17 protein-coding genes are annotated in these 19,629 nt (G+C 71.2%); 8 read left to right on the forward strand and 9 right to left on the reverse strand.

The annotated features are described in order from the left end of the window. The first annotated feature begins 9 nt into the window (after window positions 1-9). The gene (locus AB0G28_RS30275) at window positions 10-576 is read left to right on the forward strand and encodes a TetR/AcrR family transcriptional regulator (protein ID WP_361096474.1); all 567 of its coding nucleotides are present in this window, start codon (window positions 10-12) and stop codon (window positions 574-576) included. A 1-nt stretch (window position 577) separates the two neighbouring features. On the opposite strand, the gene AB0G28_RS30280 is transcribed toward AB0G28_RS30275, so the two are convergent. Together AB0G28_RS30280 and AB0G28_RS30285 are read right to left on the reverse strand one after the other, a co-directional pair. Further along, complete coding sequence (locus AB0G28_RS30280; RefSeq protein WP_361096477.1) at window positions 578-2,152, reverse strand: cation acetate symporter; 1,575 nt, start codon at window positions 2,150-2,152, stop codon at window positions 578-580. Then, a complete protein-coding gene (locus tag AB0G28_RS30285; protein ID WP_361096480.1) occupies window positions 2,149-2,610 on the reverse strand; it encodes a DUF485 domain-containing protein in 462 nt (153 codons plus the stop codon). Before AB0G28_RS30285 ends, AB0G28_RS30280 begins: the two co-directional genes overlap by 4 nt. Window positions 2,611-3,621: 1,011 nt before the next feature. On the opposite strand from AB0G28_RS30285, the gene AB0G28_RS30290 reads away from it, so the two are divergent. From AB0G28_RS30290 to AB0G28_RS30305, 4 genes are read left to right on the forward strand one after another with little or no spacing between them, the layout of a single operon-like run. Beyond that, window positions 3,622-7,494, forward strand: a complete 3,873-nt coding sequence (locus tag AB0G28_RS30290; protein WP_361096609.1) for a nitrate- and nitrite sensing domain-containing protein — start codon at window positions 3,622-3,624, stop codon at window positions 7,492-7,494. Further along, a complete protein-coding gene (locus AB0G28_RS30295) occupies window positions 7,491-7,943 on the forward strand; it encodes a roadblock/LC7 domain-containing protein (protein WP_093953023.1) in 453 nt (150 codons plus the stop codon). The genes AB0G28_RS30290 and AB0G28_RS30295 overlap by 4 nt, the downstream gene beginning before the upstream one ends. Before the next feature lie 7 nt (window positions 7,944-7,950). Further along, window positions 7,951-8,673 (forward strand): DUF742 domain-containing protein, encoded by a 723-nt coding sequence (locus AB0G28_RS30300; protein ID WP_361096484.1) that lies wholly within the window; start codon window positions 7,951-7,953, stop codon window positions 8,671-8,673. Between the two features lie 28 nt (window positions 8,674-8,701). Then, complete coding sequence (locus AB0G28_RS30305; RefSeq protein ID WP_004561255.1) at window positions 8,702-9,265, forward strand: ATP/GTP-binding protein; 564 nt, start codon at window positions 8,702-8,704, stop codon at window positions 9,263-9,265. A gap of 49 nt (window positions 9,266-9,314) precedes the next feature. Here the strand turns inward: AB0G28_RS30305 and AB0G28_RS30310 are convergent, their stop codons facing one another. The 4 genes from AB0G28_RS30310 to AB0G28_RS30325 all read right to left on the reverse strand — a co-directional run bounded on the left by AB0G28_RS30310 (window position 9,315) and on the right by AB0G28_RS30325 (window position 11,360). After that, a complete protein-coding gene (locus tag AB0G28_RS30310) occupies window positions 9,315-9,875 on the reverse strand; it encodes a dihydrofolate reductase family protein (protein ID WP_361096487.1) in 561 nt (186 codons plus the stop codon). Between the two features lie 78 nt (window positions 9,876-9,953). Next, window positions 9,954-10,604 (reverse strand): DUF899 domain-containing protein, encoded by a 651-nt coding sequence (locus tag AB0G28_RS30315; RefSeq protein WP_361096490.1) that lies wholly within the window; start codon window positions 10,602-10,604, stop codon window positions 9,954-9,956. Then, window positions 10,601-11,041, reverse strand: coding sequence for an SRPBCC domain-containing protein (locus AB0G28_RS30320; protein WP_361096493.1), 441 nt, complete (start codon window positions 11,039-11,041; stop codon window positions 10,601-10,603). Before AB0G28_RS30320 ends, AB0G28_RS30315 begins: the two co-directional genes overlap by 4 nt. Further along, complete coding sequence (locus AB0G28_RS30325; RefSeq protein WP_361096496.1) at window positions 11,034-11,360, reverse strand: metalloregulator ArsR/SmtB family transcription factor; 327 nt, start codon at window positions 11,358-11,360, stop codon at window positions 11,034-11,036. Before AB0G28_RS30325 ends, AB0G28_RS30320 begins: the two co-directional genes overlap by 8 nt. A gap of 138 nt (window positions 11,361-11,498) precedes the next feature. Here AB0G28_RS30325 and icmF point away from each other — a divergent pair, with 138 nt between their 5' ends. Then, window positions 11,499-14,732 carry a fused isobutyryl-CoA mutase/GTPase IcmF gene (gene icmF / locus AB0G28_RS30330; protein WP_361096500.1) on the forward strand — a complete coding sequence of 1,078 codons (3,234 nt, stop codon included), beginning with the start codon at window positions 11,499-11,501 and terminating at the stop codon, window positions 14,730-14,732. Here icmF and AB0G28_RS30335 read toward each other — a convergent pair. Both AB0G28_RS30335 and AB0G28_RS30340 read right to left on the reverse strand, forming a co-directional pair. Then, the gene (locus AB0G28_RS30335; RefSeq protein WP_361096503.1) at window positions 14,729-15,106 is read right to left on the reverse strand and encodes a CPCC family cysteine-rich protein; all 378 of its coding nucleotides are present in this window, start codon (window positions 15,104-15,106) and stop codon (window positions 14,729-14,731) included. The genes icmF and AB0G28_RS30335 overlap by 4 nt on opposite strands. 61 nt (window positions 15,107-15,167) lie before the next feature. Next, on the reverse strand, window positions 15,168-15,878 hold the full coding sequence (locus tag AB0G28_RS30340; RefSeq protein ID WP_361096506.1) for a class I SAM-dependent methyltransferase: 711 nt from the start codon (window positions 15,876-15,878) through the stop codon (window positions 15,168-15,170). 89 nt (window positions 15,879-15,967) lie between these two features. Here AB0G28_RS30340 and AB0G28_RS30345 point away from each other — a divergent pair, with 89 nt between their 5' ends. Beyond that, complete coding sequence (locus tag AB0G28_RS30345; RefSeq protein WP_361096509.1) at window positions 15,968-16,798, forward strand: LLM class F420-dependent oxidoreductase; 831 nt, start codon at window positions 15,968-15,970, stop codon at window positions 16,796-16,798. Between the two features lie 8 nt (window positions 16,799-16,806). Here AB0G28_RS30345 and kstR read toward each other — a convergent pair whose 3' ends face one another. Then, on the reverse strand, window positions 16,807-17,433 hold the full coding sequence (gene kstR / locus AB0G28_RS30350) for a cholesterol catabolism transcriptional regulator KstR (protein WP_091307891.1): 627 nt from the start codon (window positions 17,431-17,433) through the stop codon (window positions 16,807-16,809). Between the two features lie 140 nt (window positions 17,434-17,573). On the opposite strand from kstR, the gene AB0G28_RS30355 reads away from it, so the two are divergent. Further along, window positions 17,574-19,628: an acyl-CoA dehydrogenase family protein gene (locus tag AB0G28_RS30355; protein ID WP_361096514.1), complete on the forward strand. Its 2,055-nt coding sequence runs from the start codon at window positions 17,574-17,576 to the stop codon at window positions 19,626-19,628. Window position 19,629 lies beyond the last annotated feature (1 nt).

The raw sequence follows: 19,629 nt of genomic DNA on the forward strand, positions 1-19,629 counted from the left end.
GAGGCCGGGATGCCGGGCGGGACCACGGAGCGGCCGATGCGGGCGGACGCGCGCCGCAACTACGAACGCATCGTCGCGACGGCGAAGGACCTCTTCACGACGGTGGGCGCCGACGTGCCGCTGGACGACGTCGCCAAGAAGGCCGGCGTCGGCGCGGGCACGCTCTACCGGCACTTCCCGACGCGCGAGAAGCTGTTCGAAGCCGTCTACCGCGACGAGATCACGGTGCTCGCCGACCGCGCGTTCGTCCTGCACGACGAGCTCGGCCCGTGGGAGGCGCTCGAAGCCTGGCTGCTCGCCCAGGTGACCTGGGTGGTCGAGCGGCACAAGCTGGCGACGATCCTCAAGGAGTCGATCGACTCCGGCTCCGAGACCTTCCTCTACTGCCAGAAACGGCTTCGCGAGGCGACGGGCTTGCTGGTCGAGACGGCGCAGGAGGCGGGCCTGGTCCGCAAGGACGTCGCGGGCGTCGACGTCCTCCGGCTCGGCCACGGCGCGGGCATGGCGGTCCGCAACTGCTCGCCCGAAGACGGGAAGCGGGTGCTGGACGTGATCTTCGACGGGCTCCGCGCCTGACTCAGCCGCCGATCCCGGTCATCGACCGGACCTCCATCTCCGCCTGCTTCTCGGCGTCCGCCTTCGGCTTGCCGACCAAGGTGCCGACGAACCCGCACAGGAACGAGAACGGGATCGACGCCAGGCCCGGGTTCTTCAGCGGGAACCAGGCGAAGTCGATGCCCTTGAAGATCGCGTCCGGGGCACCCGAGACGACCGGCGAGAAGAGCACCAGCACCAGGCACGCGATCAGGCCGCCGTACATGCCCCACAGCGTGCCCGTCGTGTTGAAGCGCTTCCAGAACAACGAGTACAGCAGCGTCGACAGGTTCGCCGACGCGGCCACCGCGAACGCCAGCGCCACCAGGAACGCGACGTTCTGCCCGTTCGCCAGCACCCCGCCGACGATCGCCAGCGCGCCGACCACGATCGCGGTCAGCCGGGCCACCTTGACCTCGTCCTCCGGTTCCGCCTTGCCGCGCTTGAAGATGTTCGCGTACACGTCGTGGGCGAACGAGGCCGACGCGGTGATCGTCAGGCCGGCCACCACCGCGAGGATCGTCGCGAACGCCACCGCGGCGATGACGCCCAGCAGCAGCGTCCCGCCGATGTGCAGGGCCAGCAGCGGCGCCGCCGAGTTCTCCCCGCCCGGCGCGCTCTTGATCTCGTCCGAGCCGACCAGCGCGGCCGCGCCGAAGCCGATCACCAGCGTGCACAGGTAGAAGATGAGCATGCACACCGTCGCCCAGACCACCGAGCGCCGCGCTTCCAGGGAGTTCGGCACGGTGTAGAAGCGCATCAGCAGGTGGGGCAGCGAGGACAGGCCCAGCACCAGGGCCAGCGCGAGCGACACGAAGTCGAGCTTGGTGGTGTCGTCCTTGCCGTACGAGCCGCCCGGTTCCAGCAGGTGCTCGCCCAGCGGGCTCTTCTCCGTCGCGGCCGAGAGCAGGTTCGAGAAGCTGAAGCCGTACTTGCCGATCAGGAACACCGCGATCAGCACCACGGCCAGCATCAGCACGCTGGCCTTGACGATCTGCACCCACGTGGTGCCCTTCATCCCGCCGACCAGCACGTACAGCACCATGATCAGGCCGACCACGCCGATCACCAGCGCCTGGCCGAGCCGGGTGTGGATGTCGAGCAGCAGGGCAACCAGGCCGCCCGCGCCCGCCATCTGCGCCAGCATGTAGAACAGCGAGATCACCAGGGTCGACGTCGCCGCCGCGGCCCGGACCGGCCGCTGGTTCATCCGGAAGCTGATGACGTCGCCCATCGTGAACCGGCCGGTGTTGCGCAGCAGTTCGGCGATCAGCAGCAGGTCGACCAGCCACGCGACCAGGAAGCCGATCGAGTAGAGGAAGCCGTCGTAGCCGTGGACGGCGATCGCGCCGGCGATGCCGAGGAACGACGCCGCCGAGAGGAAGTCCCCGGAGAGGGCGATCCCGTTCTGGCGGCCGGTGAAGGCGCTTCCCGCGGCGTAGTAGTCCGACGTCGAGGAGTTCCGCGCGCCGGCCCGGTAGACGATGTACAGCGTGATCGCCACGAACAGGCCGAACACCACGGTGTTGATGACCGGGTCGCTCACGGACGCGGTCATCGGCGCTTGTCTTCCGGCAGGCCGGCGCGGATCCGCAGCTCCGCGACCCGCGGGTCGAGACGGCGGCGCGCGTAGCGCAGGTAGAGCCACGTGACCAGCGCGGTGCTGACGAACTGGCCGAGCCCCAGCAGGATGGCAACGTTGACTTGGCCCCACACCTTGCGGCTCATGAAGTCGTGCGCGTAGGCGGCCAGCAGCACGTACGTCATGTACCAGGCGAAGAAGGCGAAGCTCATCGGGAAGACGAACCACCGGAACCGGCGGCGCAGCGCGGTGAACTCGGGACTGGCCTGGATCGCGGGGTAGTCCGGGCCCGTGCGGGCGGAGGGCCGGCGGTCGGGCCGGTGGTCGGCTTGGTGGGGCTGGACGCCGGACGGGCGGTCCCCGGTGAACAGGGCCGGCAGCTGGCCGGTCTCCTCCAGGGCGTTGCCCGTCGCGGGTCGCGCGACGTCGTACATGGTGCCTCCGGCAGGTGCCTCCGTGGCGGCGGTGCCCGGCGCCTGCGGACAGGGCCCCGGGCCGCCCTTGCGGACTGCGAGCGAACATCGTAACTACGCCGTCCGGCGGGTACCGAAGGCGGTCTTCACCGTGCCGCGGAGTCCGAAAGGTGGTATTCGTTTTCCTGTCGGCGCCGTCGAATGCGTACCCGGCGACAAGGCCGCGCGCGGAACCCCGGAATGAGTAAAAGAATTGTGACGGGACGTTGTCGGGTGTGGTGTTCACTGCGGCGGACGGGTTAGTTGCGCCGTTTGGTCCCGCCGACTGGTCACGGAGGGTGTACGAATTCGCCGCCGGGTAGCGTCCATGAGGGTTGCGCCGCGCCGGTAAATGGGCGAAGATCCACTGGTCGGCACGGGGTTTCGAAAGAAATCACCGGGTCGGGTCGGGGGGTGGCGCAACGCCACAACATCGGGCACACCTTGGGACTTGACCCACTCGTTGGAGGTACGGAGGGTAGATCGTCCGAGCGATGCTGCTACCCTTGATGGACTAATCGGGTGACGACCGGATGCTCCTGGCCCACGTGTCCGGTAACCGGAATTCCCTCTTCGGGCACGGTGAGGCGGAATGGCATGGCCCGTGTCCGGTCGCGAAAGCACTTTTCGCAGGTCAGCGCCCGGGTGGGGAACACAATTGACCGGCCGTGCTCCGGGGGTACGATTCTTTGGCCCAGCTGACCACAGCGATCGATTGGCACCGATAAAGTTGATCTCGACCCCCGTGCACAACGCAACTTGCGACATGCACGTGCAGAGTCCCGGGCAGGGGACGGCGAGGTGGTGCCCGCCCGGCAACGGGCGCGTGGACGGCGGGGCAGCCGGGGACGAGCGCGGGCGCCCGGGAAGCGGCAGGGTGGGGACGGCACGGCCGTCCGACGGCCCGCCGCGAGCCGGGACGCCACGCCGCCGACGCGGATCCATGACGCCGGACAGGGAGTCACTCACGTGACCGTTGCAGGAGAAGGTCAGGTGCCCGTCGGGGAGCTGCTCGGCCGAGCACCCCGGCGGTCGAAGGGGAAGGCCGTGTGGCGCGCGCTCGTGCAATGGCGCGACTGGAGCCTGCCCGTCAAGCTTTCGGCCGTCACGGTCGTGCCCATCGCGCTCGCGCTGGTGCTCGGCATCACCACGATCGCCGCGCAGGTCGGCCGCTCGGACGAATACCAGCGGCTCGACCGGCTCGTCGCGCTCGGCGGCGGGGTGCGCGCGCTCACCGGCGCACTCCAGCAGGAGCGCACGGTCACCGCGGCGATGCTGACCGCCGGCACCGTCGGCGGCACCCCCGAGCTGGCCGCGGCCCGCAAGGCCACGGACGCCGCGGTCGGCCCGTTCACCGCGGAGCAGGCGCGCGCGGCCGAAGCCGAGCCCGGTGTGGCCGGAGCCGCGGGTGCGGCCACCGCCCAGGTCGGCAACCTCGCCTTCCTGCGCCGCCAGGTCGACGGCGGCCAGCTCGGCCCCAGCCAGGCCGTCACGGCGTACGCCGCCCTCACCGGCTCCCTCATCAGCCTCGACACCGCGGCCACCGCGGGCGCCGGCGACGGCACCCTCGGCGGCACCCCCGCCGGGCTGCACGAACTCCTCGTCGCGGGCGAACAGGTGTCGCTCAGCCAGGCGCTGGTCGCCTACGGCATCGGCCGCGCCGGGCTGACGCCGAGCGAGCTCGCCACGCTGCGGGCCGCCGAGCTGCGGCTCGCCGACCGGCTCGTGGACTTCCGGTCCGCGGCGGGCGACACGCTGCAGCGCGACTTCGCGGCGATCGCCGAAGGCACCCAGGCCCAGAGCCGGGCCCGGATGGTCGAAACGGTGCTCAACGCGCCGGGCGGCGCGACGGACAACGCGTTCCGCGCGCTGTCCGCGGCGGACTGGAACGCCGCCTCCGCGGCGATGCGCACGCAGATCGGCCAGGTGGCCGACCGGCTCGGCGCGTCGGCGTCGCAGCGGTCGGCGCAGCTGGTCGACGAGTCCAGCAGCGGCGCCGGCCTGCTCGCGGTGCTGTTGTTCGCCACGATGGTCCTCGCCGTGGCGGTCGTCTTCCTCATCACCCGCCAGCTGCTGCGCTCGCTGAAGGTCCTGCGCCGCAGTGCCCTCGACGTCGCCGAGACGGCGCTGCCGGAGGCGGTCCGCAACATCCAGGAGGGCCGCGCGCAGGGCACCGACGTCCGGCCGGTCCCGGTGCAGACCGACGACGAGGTCGGCGAGGTGGCGCGGGCCTTCGACAAGGTGCACCACCAGGCGCTGCGGCTGGCGACCGAGCAGGCGGCGATGCGCACCGGCTACGGCAGCGTCTTCGTCAACCTCTCGCGGCGCAGCCAGAGCCTCGTGCAGCGGCAGCTGCAGCTGATCGAGCAGCTCGAGCGGGACGAGGAGGACGCCGACCAGCTGGCGACGCTGTTCCAGCTCGACCACCTCGCCACCCGGATGCGGCGCAACAACGAGAACCTGATGGTGCTCTCCGGCGCCGAACCGGGCCGCCGGTCCGGGAAGCCGGTCGGCACCACCGACATGCTCCGCGCCGCGGTGTCGGAGATCGAGCAGTACCAGCGGGTCCAGGTTCAGCCGCCGCCGCCGGCCCGGATCGTCGGGTACGCCGCGAGCGACCTGATGCGCCTGGTCGCCGAACTGCTCGACAACGCCACCGCGTTCTCCGCGCCGGAGACCTCGGTGACCGTGGCGTCGCGGCTGGGCGAGGACGGCTCGCTGCACATCGACATCCTGGACAAGGGCATCGGGATGAACGAGTGCGAGGTCATCGAGGCGAACACCCGGCTGACCGAGGCCGGATCGGTCGACCTGGTCACCTCCCGGCGGATGGGCCTGTTCGTCGTCGGCAGGCTGGCCAGCAGGCACCGGATCGGGGTGTCGCTGCACGGCGGCAAGGACATCGTCGGCGTCCGCGCCACCGTCGTCGTCCCGGCGGAGCTGGTGATGCCGGTGACCGACGGCCCGGTGACCGGCCCGATCGGCGCGGTGCAGCAGCACCCGACCAGTCCCGCGGCGGGCAACCCGCTGCCGCGCCGGCAGGTCAACGGCAGCACCCGCCCGCGGCCGGTGGTGCCCCCGCAGCCGGCGATGGGGGAGGAGCGCTGGCCGTCGGCGAACGACCTCGCCGGGCTGTCCGGCGTGCGCCCGCCGTCGGACCTGGAGATCTCCGGGACGGCGCTGTTCGCCCCGATCCCGAAGGACGGCGACGTCCCGCCGCAGCGTCCCGCCGTGCCGCAGGTGCCGGCGGCGCTGCCGCTGCCCCAGCGGCAGCCGGAGCAGCCGCCGCGGGCCGGTGGTGACCTGCCTGCGGGCAAGGACCTGTTCTCGGCCAACGAGACCACGCTCAGCGACTGGTGGCAGCAGGCGACGACCGCGGCGCACCCGGCGTCGGCTCCGCCCGCCCCGGCCCCGGACCGCTCGGAGACGACGCCGATCTTCGACGAGATGCTCTCGGCGTGGTTCCGCGAGGACAAGCCGGCCGCCGAGGAGAAGCCCGCGGCCGCGGAGGAAGCGGCTTCGGAGGAAGCCGAGCCGCAGGAGCGGCGCAGCTGGGACTTCGCGAGCGACGAGAACTGGCGCACGGTCCAGGCGCTCTCGCAGGCCGCGCCGACGGCGTTCACCGAGGCCGGGCTCCCGCGCCGCCGCCGGGGCGAGCAGCTCATGCCGGGCAGCGCGATCCCGGTCCCGGCGACTCCCGAACCGGCTCCGGCGGGACCCGAGCTGCCGGTCCGCGACCCGGCGGAGGTCCGCAGCCGGCTCAGCAGCTTCCAGCAGGGCGTGCACCGTGGCCGCCGCCAGATGCGCCGTCCGGCCAAGCCGCAGCCGTCGAGGACCGGGCAGCCGGCGACACCGCAGTCCGGTGTGCCCGGGCTGGGCACCAGCCAGACCGCGTTCGCGCCGCAGCAGGCCGGTGCGGTGCCGGAGCCGGGCACGCAGGCACCGGACGCCGGTCAGGCCGCCACCGAGACGGCAGCGTCGCCGCAAGCCACGACGGCGCAGGGTGCTGGTCAGGCTGCGTCGGGTCCGGCAGTGGCGCAGCAGGCCTCGGCGGCGCAGGGGACGGGGGTCGCACAGGGTGCGTCGGGCCCGGCGGCCGCGCAGCAGGCCTCAGCAGCGCAGGAGGCGGCTGCTCCCGAGGCCTCGCAGCAGACTGGTACCGCGCCGGAGCCGGGCACGCAGGCATCGGGCGCGGACCAGGCCACGCCGGAAGCGTCCGGGCAGCAGGCCCCGGCCGTGGCCGGGGCCGAGTCCGGTGTCCTTCCGCAGCGTGATCAGGCCGGTGCACAGTTCGGTGTCCTGCCCGAGCCCGCTCACGACGAGGTGAAGCCTGGTGCGCTGCCCCAGCGCGCGCCGGCCGAGTCCGGTGTCCTGCCACGGCGTGGTCAGACCGGAGTCCTGCCCCAGCCGAACGGACAGCACCCGGCAGCGGAGCCGGATCCGGACCGGCAGACCTGGTCGGGCCGGCTGCCCATCGCGGACGGCCGTCCCGCCGCTCCGCCGTCGTCGTTGCCGTCCCGCCGTCCCGCCGTCCCGGACACGCCCGCGCCGCGTCGCGAAGAGTCCGTGGTCGAGGCCACCGCGGAGTGGAACTTCGGCACCGACGAGGGCTGGCGCGCGGTGCAAGCGGTGTCCCAGTCGACACCCGCGACATTCACTTCGGCAGGATTGCCCCGGCGCCGTCGTGGGGAGCAGCTGCTCCCCGGCAGTGCCGGACCGTCCACCGGGGCCACGGCCCCCCGACCACAACGGGACGCACACGACGTGCGGGGCCGCCTGCGGAGCTTCCAGCAGGGTATCGAGCGCGGACGCCACCGCACCGCACAGGCGGCCGAGAACAACCACGAGACACTGGAGGGTGAATGACCTCGCCGGGTAACGCTCAGCCGACGCAGAACCAGTTCGGCTGGCTGGTGAACGACTTCGCGGAGCGGGTGCCGGGTGTGGCGCACGCCGTGGTCGTCTCGGCGGACGGCTTGCTGCTGACCGCGTCGAACCGGCTGCCGCTCGACCGGGCCGACCAGCTCGCCGCGGTCGCTTCGGGCCTGGTCAGCCTCACCCAGGGCGCCGCCCGCTGCTTCGAGGCCGGCGCGGTCAACGAGACCGTCGTCGAGATGGAGCTGGGCATCATGGTGCTGATGTCGATCAGCGACGGCTCCTGCCTGGCCGTGCTCGCCGCCCCCAACTGCGACATCGGCCAGGTCGCCTACGAGATGACGATGCTCGTCGACCGGGTCGGTCAGATCCTCACCCCCGAGCTGCGCGCCCAGCTGCAGGGATCGGGTGGGTCGCTGATCGGTGAACCGGTGGGATGATGGCGCGATGAGCACGGGGTCCGGATCTTTCGGTGAGCCACCGGAGGCGGCGCACGATGGCGCCTTCGGCCAACGGGACGACGGCACGTTCGCCGACGTCCTCAACGGGTTCACCCTGGATTCCGGCCGTGCCCGCCGGAAGCGCAAGAAGAGCAAGGAGTCCCCGCAACCCCCGGCCGCCGGTCCGTACCCGGCCGCGGAACCGCCGGCGCCCGCGCCGTCGGCCGACCAAGGAGATCGTGTGACCTCTTTAGTCTCTCCACCCGGCAGTACCGACTCCGACGGTCCCCGGCCAGGGGGTTTGTTCGACCCGGGCCCGCCCAGCGGCGAGTTCGTGATGCCCGCGGTGTTCGAGCAGCCGGCCGCGCCGGAGGACCTGACGGCGATCGTCCGGCCGTACGCGCTGACCGGCGGGCGCACCCGGGCCAATTACGCCCTGGAGCTGGAGACACTGATCTCCGCGAAGGACTACGCTGCCACCGGTGGCTTCCCCGAGGTGGCCGCGGAGCAGATCGAGTGCGTCTCGATCATGGAAGAGTGCCGGACCCCGCGTTCGGTCGCCGAGATCGTGGCGGCCCTGCGGGTGCCTCTGGGCGTGGCCCGGGTGCTGATCAGCGACGCGGCCGACGCTGGGCTGGTCACGGTGCACAAGACGGTTACGGGCAATGACGGCGCCGAGGCACATCTGGTGTTGATGGAAAGGGTTTTGAGTGGACTCCGTCGGCTTTAAGGCACCGCGGGACACCGCGCCCCCCACCATGACTTCCGCCAAGATCGTGGTGGCGGGCGGGTTCGGTGCGGGGAAGACGACGTTCGTCGGGTCGGTGTCGGAGATCGTGCCGCTGACCACCGAGGCGATGATGACCGACGCCAGCGTCGGGGTGGACAACCTCGACCACACGCCGGGCAAGTCGACGACCACGGTGGCGATGGACTTCGGCCGGGTGTCGCTGGACGCGGACCTGATCCTCTACCTGTTCGGCACGCCCGGGCAGCAGCGGTTCTGGTTCATGTGGGACGACCTGGTCCGCGGCGCCATCGGCGCGGTGGTGCTGGCCGACACGCGGCGGCTGGCGGACTCGTTCGCCCCGATCGACTTCTTCGAGGACCGCGGCCTGCCGTACATCGTCGGGATCAACACGTTCGACGGCGTGCTGGAGCACGACATCAACGACGTCCGCGAGGCGCTGTCGATCGACCCGAACATCCCGATCGTCCGTTGTGACGCGCGGGACCGCGAGTCGACGAAGCAGACGCTGATCACGCTGGTCGAGTACGCCATGCGGCAGTGGATCGCGCTGCGGGCGGCCAACGCGCGCTGACACCGGCGGGGCCCCAGGCCCGGGACGAGCCCGGGCCCGGAGGCGCCGCTCACGCGCGGCGGAAGCGCAGCAGCACGGCCTGCCCGTCGAACGTGCGCGACTCCACCAGCTCCAGGCCGAGCCGTGCGGTGCCCTCGGCGAACGGCCGCTTGTCACCGCCGAGGACGACCGGGTGCACGAACACCTGGTACTCGTCGATCAGGCCGCGCACGGTCAGCTCGGCGGCGAGTTCCGCGCCGCCCATGAGCAGCAGGTCCTTGCCGGGCTCGGCCTTCAGGGACGCCACCGCTTCGCCCAGGTCGCCGCCGACGACGCGGGTGTTCCAGTCCGCCTTCTCCAGCGTCCGCGAGAACACGACCTTCGGCGTCTCGCGCCAGACGGGCGCGAACGCGAGGTCGTGCGGGTGGTCCGAGATCGACTCGGCGGTCGGCCAGTACGCGGACATCATGTCCCAGACCTTCCGCCCGTAGGCGAACTCGCCGGACCGGGCGGTCAGCTCCTCCGAATAAGCCGACAGCTCCGGGCCCATGACCGGCCAGTCGAACTCGCCGTTCGGACCCTCGACGCAGCCGTCGAGCGAAGTGTGGACCATGTAGACGATCTCGCGCATTTCGGTCTCCTCCTGAGGTGGTTTCACCGGGAGGTCGGAGCCGTGGCCGCCGACCGGACACGGTCGCCGGAGAAAATTTCAGTACTCGTCGTGACGGCGCCACCACGCACTGGGTGCGTCGTCGCCGCGGCTCTCCTCCTCCCAGGCCTCCTGCCGGCCCAGCGGCGTGATGTCGAGGTAGCGGTGCGACGCGAGGAACATTTCGCCGCCGCGGCCGGACGTGAAGTACGTCCGGTGGACGTCGTCGCCGTCGCGGAGGAAGACACTCACGCCGAAGCCCTTGCCGACACCGCAGTCCTCGGTGAAGGTGCTGCCGTGCGCGGACACCCACGGCACGTCCCAGCCCATCCGCATCCGGTAGCGTTCGATCTCCTCGAGCGTCGCGGGCGCGATGACGGTGAGCGTGACGTCCCGGGCGTGCAGGTGCGCCAGGTGCGGCAGGTTGTCGACGACCAGCGAGCAGCCGGGGCAGCCCGCCTTGTCGCCCGGGTGCAGCATGAAGTGGTAGACGATCAGCTGGCGGCGGCCTTCGAACAGGTCGAGGAGGCTCTTCTCCCCGCCGGCGCTCTCGAACCGGTACTTCGCGTCGAACCGGACCATCGGCAGCCGGCGGCGTTCGGCGGCGAGGTGGTCGGCCGCCTTCATGTGCGCCTTCTCCTTGACGAGCAGCGCGTCGCGCGCGGCCTGCCATTCCTCCGGCGAGACGATCTCGGGCAGTGTGGCGGTCATCGGGCGTCCTTTCCTCGGATGAAGCCGGTCAGGTCGTCGAAGCTGGAGGTCCAGCCCTCGTGGTGGCCGTCGCGTTCGGCGGCGGTCGGGAAGCCGGTCTGGACGAAGGTCATCTCGGTCTTGCCGCCGAGGTCGGCGAAGTCGATCGTCACGACGGTCTCGGTGCGCAGGTCGCCTTCGGTGTCCCAGGCGAAGGTGAACACGAGCCGTTCGGGGGCGCTGACCTCGCGGTAGACCCCGTGCATCCAGTGCTCGTCGCCCTCCGGGGAGCGGATGCAGGCCCGCCAGGCGCCGCCGGGCCGGGTGGCGAGGGTGACGGCCGCGCCGGTGTAGCCGTGCGGGCCCAGCCAGCTCGCCAGCTGGTCGGGCGCGGTCCACGCGGCGAAGACCAGCTCGCGCGGGGCGTCGAAGACGCGCGTGATGGTGAGGTCAGGCATCGTCGGTCAGCCTCCTGAGGTGCTCCTCGAGGCGGTCGAAGCCGTCGTCCCAGAACCGGCGGTAGGCCGCGACCCAGCCGGCGACGTCTTCGAGGGGTTTCGCCTCCAGCCGGCAGGGCCGCCACTGGCGGGTGCGGCCGCGGGTGATCAGCCCGGCCTGTTCCAGCACCTTCAGGTGCCGGGACACCGCGGGCAGGCTCATCGGGAGCGGTTCGGCGAGCTCGTTCACCGTCGCTTCGCCCGCCGCCAGGCGGGCGAGGATGGCGCGCCGGGTGGGGTCGGCGAGGGCCGAGAACGTCCGGCTCAGCGTGTCCGTCATTTCACTCGCTTGTTAATTAACATGGTCGTTAAATATAGGCGCGAGCTGCGGCTTGTCAAGGTTCTCCTGGACTGTCCTGAGAGCCGCGTCACTGGTCCTCGGGTTTCCAATAGTAGGAAGGCAAAGTATTTTGGAGGGATGAGCAGCGAGCTGTACCGCCCTGTGCACCCCGTCCGGTTCGTCACCGCGTCGAGCCTCTTCGACGGCCATGACGCGTCGATCAACATCATGCGGCGGATCCTCCAGTCGCAGGGCGCGGAGGTCGTGCACCTCGGCCACAACCGGTCGGTCGACGAGGTCGCCACCGCGGCCATCGCCGAGGACGTCCAGGGCGTCGCCATCTCTGCCTACCAGGGCGGGCACGTCGAGTACTTCTCCTACCTGGTCGAGCTGCTGCGCGAGCGCGGCGCCGGGCACATCAAGGTCTTCGGCGGCGGGGGCGGGGTGATCGTGCGCGAGGAGATCGAGCTGCTGCACTCGCGCGGCGTCGCCCGCATCTTCTCGCCCGAGGACGGCTACGAGATGGGCCTGCCGGGCATGATCAACTTCATGATCAAGGCCTGCGACGTCGACCTCGCGGCCGAGGCCCCCTCGCTGGACAAGGTGCTCTCCGGGGACGTCGCCTCGCTCTCGCGCGTCATCACCCAGCTGCAGGCCGCGAAGCTGCCCGGTGACCTGCTGAACGGCATCACCGACGCCGCGGGCAAGCGTGCGGTGCCGGTGCTCGGCATCACCGGCACCGGCGGCTCGGGCAAGTCGTCGCTGACCGACGAGCTGATCCGCCGCTTCCGCCTCGACCAGGAGGACAAGCTGCGGATCGCGGTGCTGGCCGTCGACCCGTCGCGGCGCAAGGGCGGCGGCGCGCTGCTCGGCGACCGCATCCGGATGAACTGCCTCGACGGCTCCCCGGTGTACTTCCGGTCGCTGGCCACGCGCACGACGTCGGGGGAGATCCCGGCCGGGCTGAGCGAGTCGATCCTGGCCTGCAAGGCCGCCGGGTTCGACCTGGTGATCGTCGAGACGCCCGGCATCGGCCAGGGCGACGCCGGCATCGTCGACTTCGTCGACGAGTCGCTGTACGTGATGACGCCGGAGTTCGGCGCCGCGTCACAGCTGGAGAAGATCGACATGCTCGACTTCGCCGACGTCGTCGCGATCAACAAGTTCGAGCGGCGCGGCGCGGAGGACGCCCGCCGCGACGTCGCGCGCCAGCTGGTGCGCAACCGCGAGGCCTTCTCGTCCGCGCCGGAGGACATGCCGGTGTACGGCACGAGCGCGGCGAAGTTCAACGACGACGGCGTCACCGCGCTGTACCAGCACTTGCGCGGGATGCTGGCCGAGCGGGGGCTCGGTGTGTCCGCGGGCACGCTGCCGCACGTCGAGGGCAAGGTTTCGACCGACGCTTCGACGATCATCCCGGGCAACCGCGCCCGGTACCTGGCCGAGATCTCGGAAACCGTGCGCGGCTACCACGCCAAGACGCGGCAGCAGGTCGCCGCGATCCGCAAGCGGGACGCGCTCGCTGTCGCGCGGGACGAGCTGTCCAAGGTGGACGCGTCGACCGACGCGCTGGACGGACTGCTCGCGGCCGCCGAGTCCGATGTGGACGGCGAGTCGGCCAAGCTCCTCGAACGGTTCCGCTCGCTGGCCGAGGAGTACCGTCAGGACGAGCTCGTCGTGAAGGTTCGCGACAAGGAGCTGCGCACGCAGCTGTGGCGCGACACGCTGTCCGGCAACCGCATCCCGCGCGTCGCCCTGCCGCGGTACGCCGAGTCCGGCGAGCTGCTTTCGTTCCTGCGCCGGGAGAACCTGCCGGGCTACTTCCCCTACACCGCGGGCGTCTTCCCGTTCAAGCGCGAGGGGGAGGACCCGGCGCGGATGTTCGCCGGCGAGGGCGACCCGTTCCGCACCAACCGGCGGTTCAAGCTGCTCTCGGCCGACTCCGAGGCGAAGCGGCTCTCGACGGCGTTCGACTCCGTGACGCTCTACGGCCACGACCCCGACACACGCCCCGACATCTACGGCAAGGTCGGCACTTCGGGCGTGTCCATCGCGACGCTCGACGACATGAAGGTCCTCTACGACGGCTTCGACCTGACCGCGCCCAACACGTCGGTGTCGATGACCATCAACGGCCCGGCGCCGACGATCCTCGCGTTCTTCCTCAACACGGCGATCGACCAGAAGCTGACGGCGTTCCGCGAGGAGCACGGCCGCGAGCCGTCCGACGCCGAAGCCGCCGAGCTGCGCGAGTGGGTGCTGCGCAACGTCCGCGGCACGGTGCAGGCCGACATCCTCAAGGAGGACCAGGGCCAGAACACCTGCATCTTCTCCACCGAGTTCAGCCTCCGGATGATGGCCGACATCCAGGAGTGGTTCATCGAGCACGGGGTCCGCAACTTCTACTCGGTGTCCATTTCGGGTTACCACATCGCCGAGGCCGGGGCGAACCCGATCTCGCAGCTGGCGTTCACGCTGTCCAACGGCTTCACCTACGTCGAGTCGTACCTCGCGCGCGGCATGGACATCGACGACTTCGCGCCGAACCTGTCGTTCTTCTTCTCCAACGGCATGGACGCGGAGTACTCGGTGCTCGGCCGGGTGGCGCGGCGGATCTGGGCCGTGGCCATGCGCGAACGCTACGGCGCGAACGAGCGGTCGCAGAAGCTGAAGTACCACGTGCAGACGTCCGGCCGGTCGTTGCACGCGCAGGAGATGAGCTTCAACGACATCCGGACGACGCTGCAGGCGCTCTGCGCGCTGTACGACAACGCGAACTCCTTGCACACCAACGCGTTCGACGAGGCGATCACGACGCCGTCGGAGTCGTCGGTACGCCGCGCGATGGCCATCCAGATGATCATCAACAAGGAGTGGGGCCTGTCGAAGAACGAGAACCCGCTGCAGGGCTCGTTCGTCATCGACGAGCTGACGGACCTGGTCGAGGAGGCCGTGCTGGCCGAGTTCGACCGCATTTCCGAGCGCGGCGGCGTGCTGGGCGCGATGGAGACGGGCTACCAGCGCGGCAAGATCCAGGACGAGTCGATCCTGTACGAGCGCAAGAAGCACGACGGCTCGCTGCCGATCATCGGCGTCAACACGTTCCGCAACCCGCGCGCGGGCGAGGACGACGTCGAGGTCGAGCTGGCCCGGGCGACGGAGGCGGAGAAGCAGTCCCAGCTGGAGCGGCTGGCGGACTTCCAGCACCGCCACCACGAGGAGGCCCAGCAGGCGCTGAAGGCGTTGCGCGAAGCGGCCACCCGCGGCGGCAACCTGTTCGGAGTGTTGATGGACGCCGCGCGGGTGTGCTCGCTGGGGCAGATCACGGAGGCGTTCTTCGAGGTCGGGGGCCAGTACCGCCGCAACGTCTAGCGGCGGCGCCAGAAGTTCGGGCGCCACCAGTAGAGCGACGTCATGTCCGCCGGCCACGGTGCGTCGTGGACGCCCCGGGGTTCGAAGTCGTCGACGGCGAGGTCGATGGGACGCCAGCCGTCGTCGAGCGGTTCGTCCAGGGCGGCCATGCGCACGATCCCGGTGAAGCGGTACTCCATCGCGCCCATTTCCGCGTGGGCGCGCTGAGCATCGATGAGCGAAAGGGAGTTCGCCCCACCGGCCCAGTCGGGCCAGCGCAGCTGGATGTTGTCGTCCTCCCAGAAGCACACCCGGCAGATGTCGTAGTTGCCGGGCGGCAGGTCGAACATGCGGTGCCCGCAGCAGGGGCACGGGTACTCGGCCGGGGTGTTCACGACTGATCACTCTCGCCACCCCGGCCGTCGCGGGTCAACGTGTTTACTCACTCACGACCGGTCAGCGGCGGACCGCCGTCAGCCGCCAGACCGGGACCAGGACGCGGCCCTCCGCGTCGGTGTCCAGCGCGGTCAGGCCGGCGCCGTCCTCGTTCAGCACCGCCCGGACGCTCTGCCGCAGCTCCTCCGGCGTCATCGACGTCGTGTAGCGGGTCGGTTCGAGCTTCTCGATCGTCCAGTCCCTGCCGACCGTCTCGCGCAGGTTCGCCTCGCTGATCAGGTACGGCGCCGGGAAGCCGTCCGGCATCTCCGTCGAGAAGGCGAAGAGGTGCAGCCGCGCGCCCGGCCGTGTCGCGCGGGTCAGTGCCGCGAGGTACTCGCGCCGCTCGTCCTCGCTCAGGCAGTGGTAGAGCGCGCTGTCGAGGACCGTGTCGAAACGGCCTTCGTAGCCTTCGAGCTTCGTGGCGTCGGCGACGGCGAACTCGATGTCCAGGCCCTTCGCGGCGGCGCGGGCGCGGGCCTGCTCGATCGCCGACGGTGCGCCGTCCAGCCCGGTGACGCGGAGGCCGCGCGAGGCGAGGAACGCGGAGTTGTCGCCGAGGCCGCAGCCGATGTCGAGCACGTCGCCGGTGAACTCGCCCGCGTCGGCCAGCGCGACGACCTCGGGCTGCGGGGCGCCGAGGTCCCACGGCATCTTCCGCCCGACCGGCGTGGTGCCCTGGTACAGCTGCTCGAAGTCGACGTCGGCCACGTTCATGCCCGGTTCGGTCATGGCTACCCCCTTATTCAACGTATGATGAGATAACTCCATCCTGCGACTGTTCGTGGCCGGGTGTCAACCCGGGTGGTAGACGTGGGGGTATGAAATTCGGGATCTCGACGTTCGTGACCGACGAAGGCATCCGGCCGGACGTGCTGGGCGCGGCGCTGGAAGAGCGCGGCTTCGAGTCGCTGTGGCTGGCCGAGCACTCGCACATCCCGGCGAGCCGGGAGACGCCCTACCCGGGCGGGGGCGACCTGCCCCGCGTCTACTACCGCACGCTCGACCCGTTCGTGGCGCTGGCCGCGGCGGCCACCGCGACGTCCGAGCTGATGCTCGGCACCGGGATCGCGCTGCTGATCCAGCGCGACCTGATCCACACCGCCAAGGAGGTCGCTTCACTGGACCTGATCTCCGACGGCCGCGCGTTGTTCGGCGTCGGCGTCGGCTGGAACCGCGAGGAGATGCGCAACCACGGCACCGATCCCACGACGCGGGGTGCGCTGATCGACGAGCAGCTGGCCGCGCTCAAGGAGATCTGGACTTCGGACCAGGCGGAGTTCCACGGCGAGCACGTCGGCTTCGACCCGATCTTCAGCTGGCCGAAGCCGGTGCGGAAGCCGCACGTCCCGATCTACATCGGCGGCGAGAGCGAAGCCGCCCTGAACCGCCTGGTCAAGTACGGTGACGGCTGGCTGCTCCGGGGCTACACGAAGTACCAGGAGGCGCAGCGGGTCCGCCGCTGGCTGGCCGAGCAGGGCCGCGAAGACGTCCAGTTCGCGGTCTTCGGCGGGCCGACGACGCCGAAGGTGATCGACGGCTTCCGCGAGGCCGGCGTCGAGCGGTACACGTTCCTGCTCGACACGCTGCCCGAAGCGGAGACGCTGAAGGCGCTCGACGAGCTGGCGAAGGTGGCCGCCGCCCACCGCTGACGCGGCGGCTACTTGTCCAGCAGCAGGTGCACCGACAGTTCGAGGCGGTTCGCGACGTCGGCGGCCGAGGCGCGGCGGGTCACCCAGGCCACCAGGTTCGCCATCCAGACGTCCGCGACGACGTGGAAGATGTCGCGGTCCGCCTCGGTCGGCTCGGCGATGCCCATCGCCTTGGCGAACATGTTCTCCATCAGCCGTCCGACCTGCTCGACCTCGGCGGCGGCGGACGTGTCGGCGAACATGAAGGCCCGCACCATGGCTTCGGTCAGGTGCGGGTCGCGCTGCATCATGCGGGTGTTGCGGCCGAGCACGAACATCAGCCGTTCGGCGGGCGTCTCGCCGGGGATGGCCTGGCGTTCCAGCTTCTCCTGCGCGCGCTCGAACTCGCGCGCCAGCCCGGAGACGAGCAGGTGGATCTTCGACGGGAAGTACCGGTAGAGCGTGCCGAGGGCGACGTCGGCCTTCTCCGCGACGGCGCGCATCTGCACGGCGTCGTAGCCGCCCTTCGAGGCCAGCGCGAGGGTCGCGTCGATGATCCGGCGGCGGCGGTCGCGCTGCGCGGCCGAGCCGAGTTCGTCGGCCCCGATCGCGCTCAGGCCGTTGCCGCGGGCCTTGGTCTTGCCGGGCATCGGCATTCTCCCGTCCTTCGGAACTTGTTCCAGTTCACGACGTAGATTACCTGTCCTGGCGAAACGTTCAACGATTGACCCACTGGCCGGAAAACTATAACACGTTCTACACTCGCGAGTAGTGTCCAGCTCTGCGAGGAGGCCCGATGCCGGTCGCGCTCACCGAGGAACAGGCCGCGCTGGCCGAGGCGATCCACGCCTGGTCCGCGGCGCACCACCCGCGAGAGGCGGTGCGCGCGGCGGAAACCGAAGCAGGCGCGGGGATTCCCGGGGGCTTCGCCGGGCTCGGGCTCTTCGGCGTCGCGCTGCCTGAGGTGGCGGGCGGGGCCGGCGGCAGTATCGCCGATCTCGCCGCCGGGCTCGCCGCGGCGGCCGAAGAACTCGTTCCAGGACCGGTGCTGGGCACCGCGCTCGGCGGGCTCCTGCTGGCGGACGTTCCCGCGGCGAAGGAACTGCTCCCCGCCCTCGCCGAGGGGGAGGCCACGGTCGCGGTCCTGCTGGACGCGGTGTCGCTCGACGACGGCGTCACGGGGCCGGTGCCCGGCGCGCACCCGGAGTCCTGGCTGCTGGTGCCCGTCGACGGCGGCCACGTCCTGCTGGCGCCGGGCACGCCGGGGGTGACCGTCGAGCCCCTCGCGCCGTTCGATTTCTCGCGCCCGCTGGGGCGTATCCGGTTCTCCGGGGTGGACGCCGAGGTCCTGACCTTGCCGCCGGTCGCGTCGCTGGCCGCGACGCTCGCCGCCGCCGAAGCCGCGGGCGTGGCCCGGCGGTGTCTGACCATCGCCGTCGAGTACGCCAAGGTCCGCGAGCAGTTCGGCAAGCCCATCGGCGCCTTCCAGGCGATCAAGCACCTGTGCGCGGAGATGCTTTGCCGCGCCGAGGCGGCTGAAGCGCTGGCCTGGGACGCGGCGAGCGGGCAGCATCCGCTTTCGGTCGCGAGCGCCGCCGTCGTCGCGCTCGACGCGGCCGTCGCCAACGCCAAGGACTGCGTCCAGGTCCTCGGCGGCATCGGGTTCACCTGGGAGCACGACGCGCACTTGTACCTGCGCCGGGCCGTGGCCCTGCGGCAGTGGCTCGGCGGGTCGTGGCGGCGGCGGGCGGCGTCGCTGGCGCTCTCCGGGAGCGAGCGCACGCTGGGCGTCGACGTCGGTGACGATCCTTCGCTGCGGGACGAGGTCGCGCGGATCGCCGCGCTGCCCCCGGAGCGGCAGCGGGTGGCCCTGGCCGACGCCGGCCTGCTGACGCCGCACTGGCCGGCGCCCTACGGCCGGGGCGCCGATGCCGCGGAGCAGCTGCGGATCGACTTTGCGCTGACGTCCGCCGGTGTCCGCCGGCCCGACCTGGTGATCGGCGCGTGGGCGGTGCCGACGATCCTCGAGCACGGCAGCGACGAGCAGCGGGCCCGGTTCGCCCGGCCGACCCTGCGGGGCGAGCTCACGTGGTGCCAGCTGTTCAGCGAGCCCGGCGCGGGGTCCGACCTGGCCGCGCTGCGGACGGCGGCCCGGCGCGTCGAGGGCGGCTGGCGGCTGTCCGGGCAGAAGGTGTGGACGTCACTGGCCCGCGAAGCCGACTGGGGCATCTGCCTGGCCCGCACCGACCCGGACGCGCCCAAGCACAAGGGCATCACGTACTTCCTGGTCGACATGCGCGCTTCGGGGATCACGACGCGGCCGCTGCGGGAGATCACCGGCGAAGCGGTGTTCAACGAGGTGTTCCTCGACGACGTGTTCGTCCCGGACGCCGACGTCGTCGGCTCCCCGGGCGGCGGCTGGCGGCTGGCGCGCACGACCTTGGCGAACGAGCGGGTGGCCATCGGGAGCGGGTCGGCGGTCGGGGAGAGCGTGCAGTCGCTGGTGTCCACAGTGGACGCCGATGCGCTGGACGACGTCGCCTTGGACCGGCTCGGCGCGTTGGTGGCCGACGGCGTCGCGGGCTCGGTGCTGGACCTGCGTGCGGCGTTGCGGCGGCTCGGCGGGCAGGACCCGGGCGCGGAGTCGAGCGTGCGGAAGCTGCTCGGGGTCCAGCACCGGCAGGACGTGGCCGAGTTCGCGCTGGAGCTGGCCGGCTCGGGCGCGTTGCTCGCCGACGGCCCGGCCCAGCACGAGTTCCTCCTGACGAGGTGCCTCTCGATCGCGGGCGGCACGACCCAGGTCCTGCGGTCCCTGACCGCGGAACGCCTCCTGGGCCTCCCCCGCGGCTGAT

Source organism: Amycolatopsis sp. NPDC021455 (assembly GCF_040640995.1).
In the GTDB taxonomy this organism is placed as follows: domain Bacteria; phylum Actinomycetota; class Actinomycetes; order Mycobacteriales; family Pseudonocardiaceae; genus Amycolatopsis.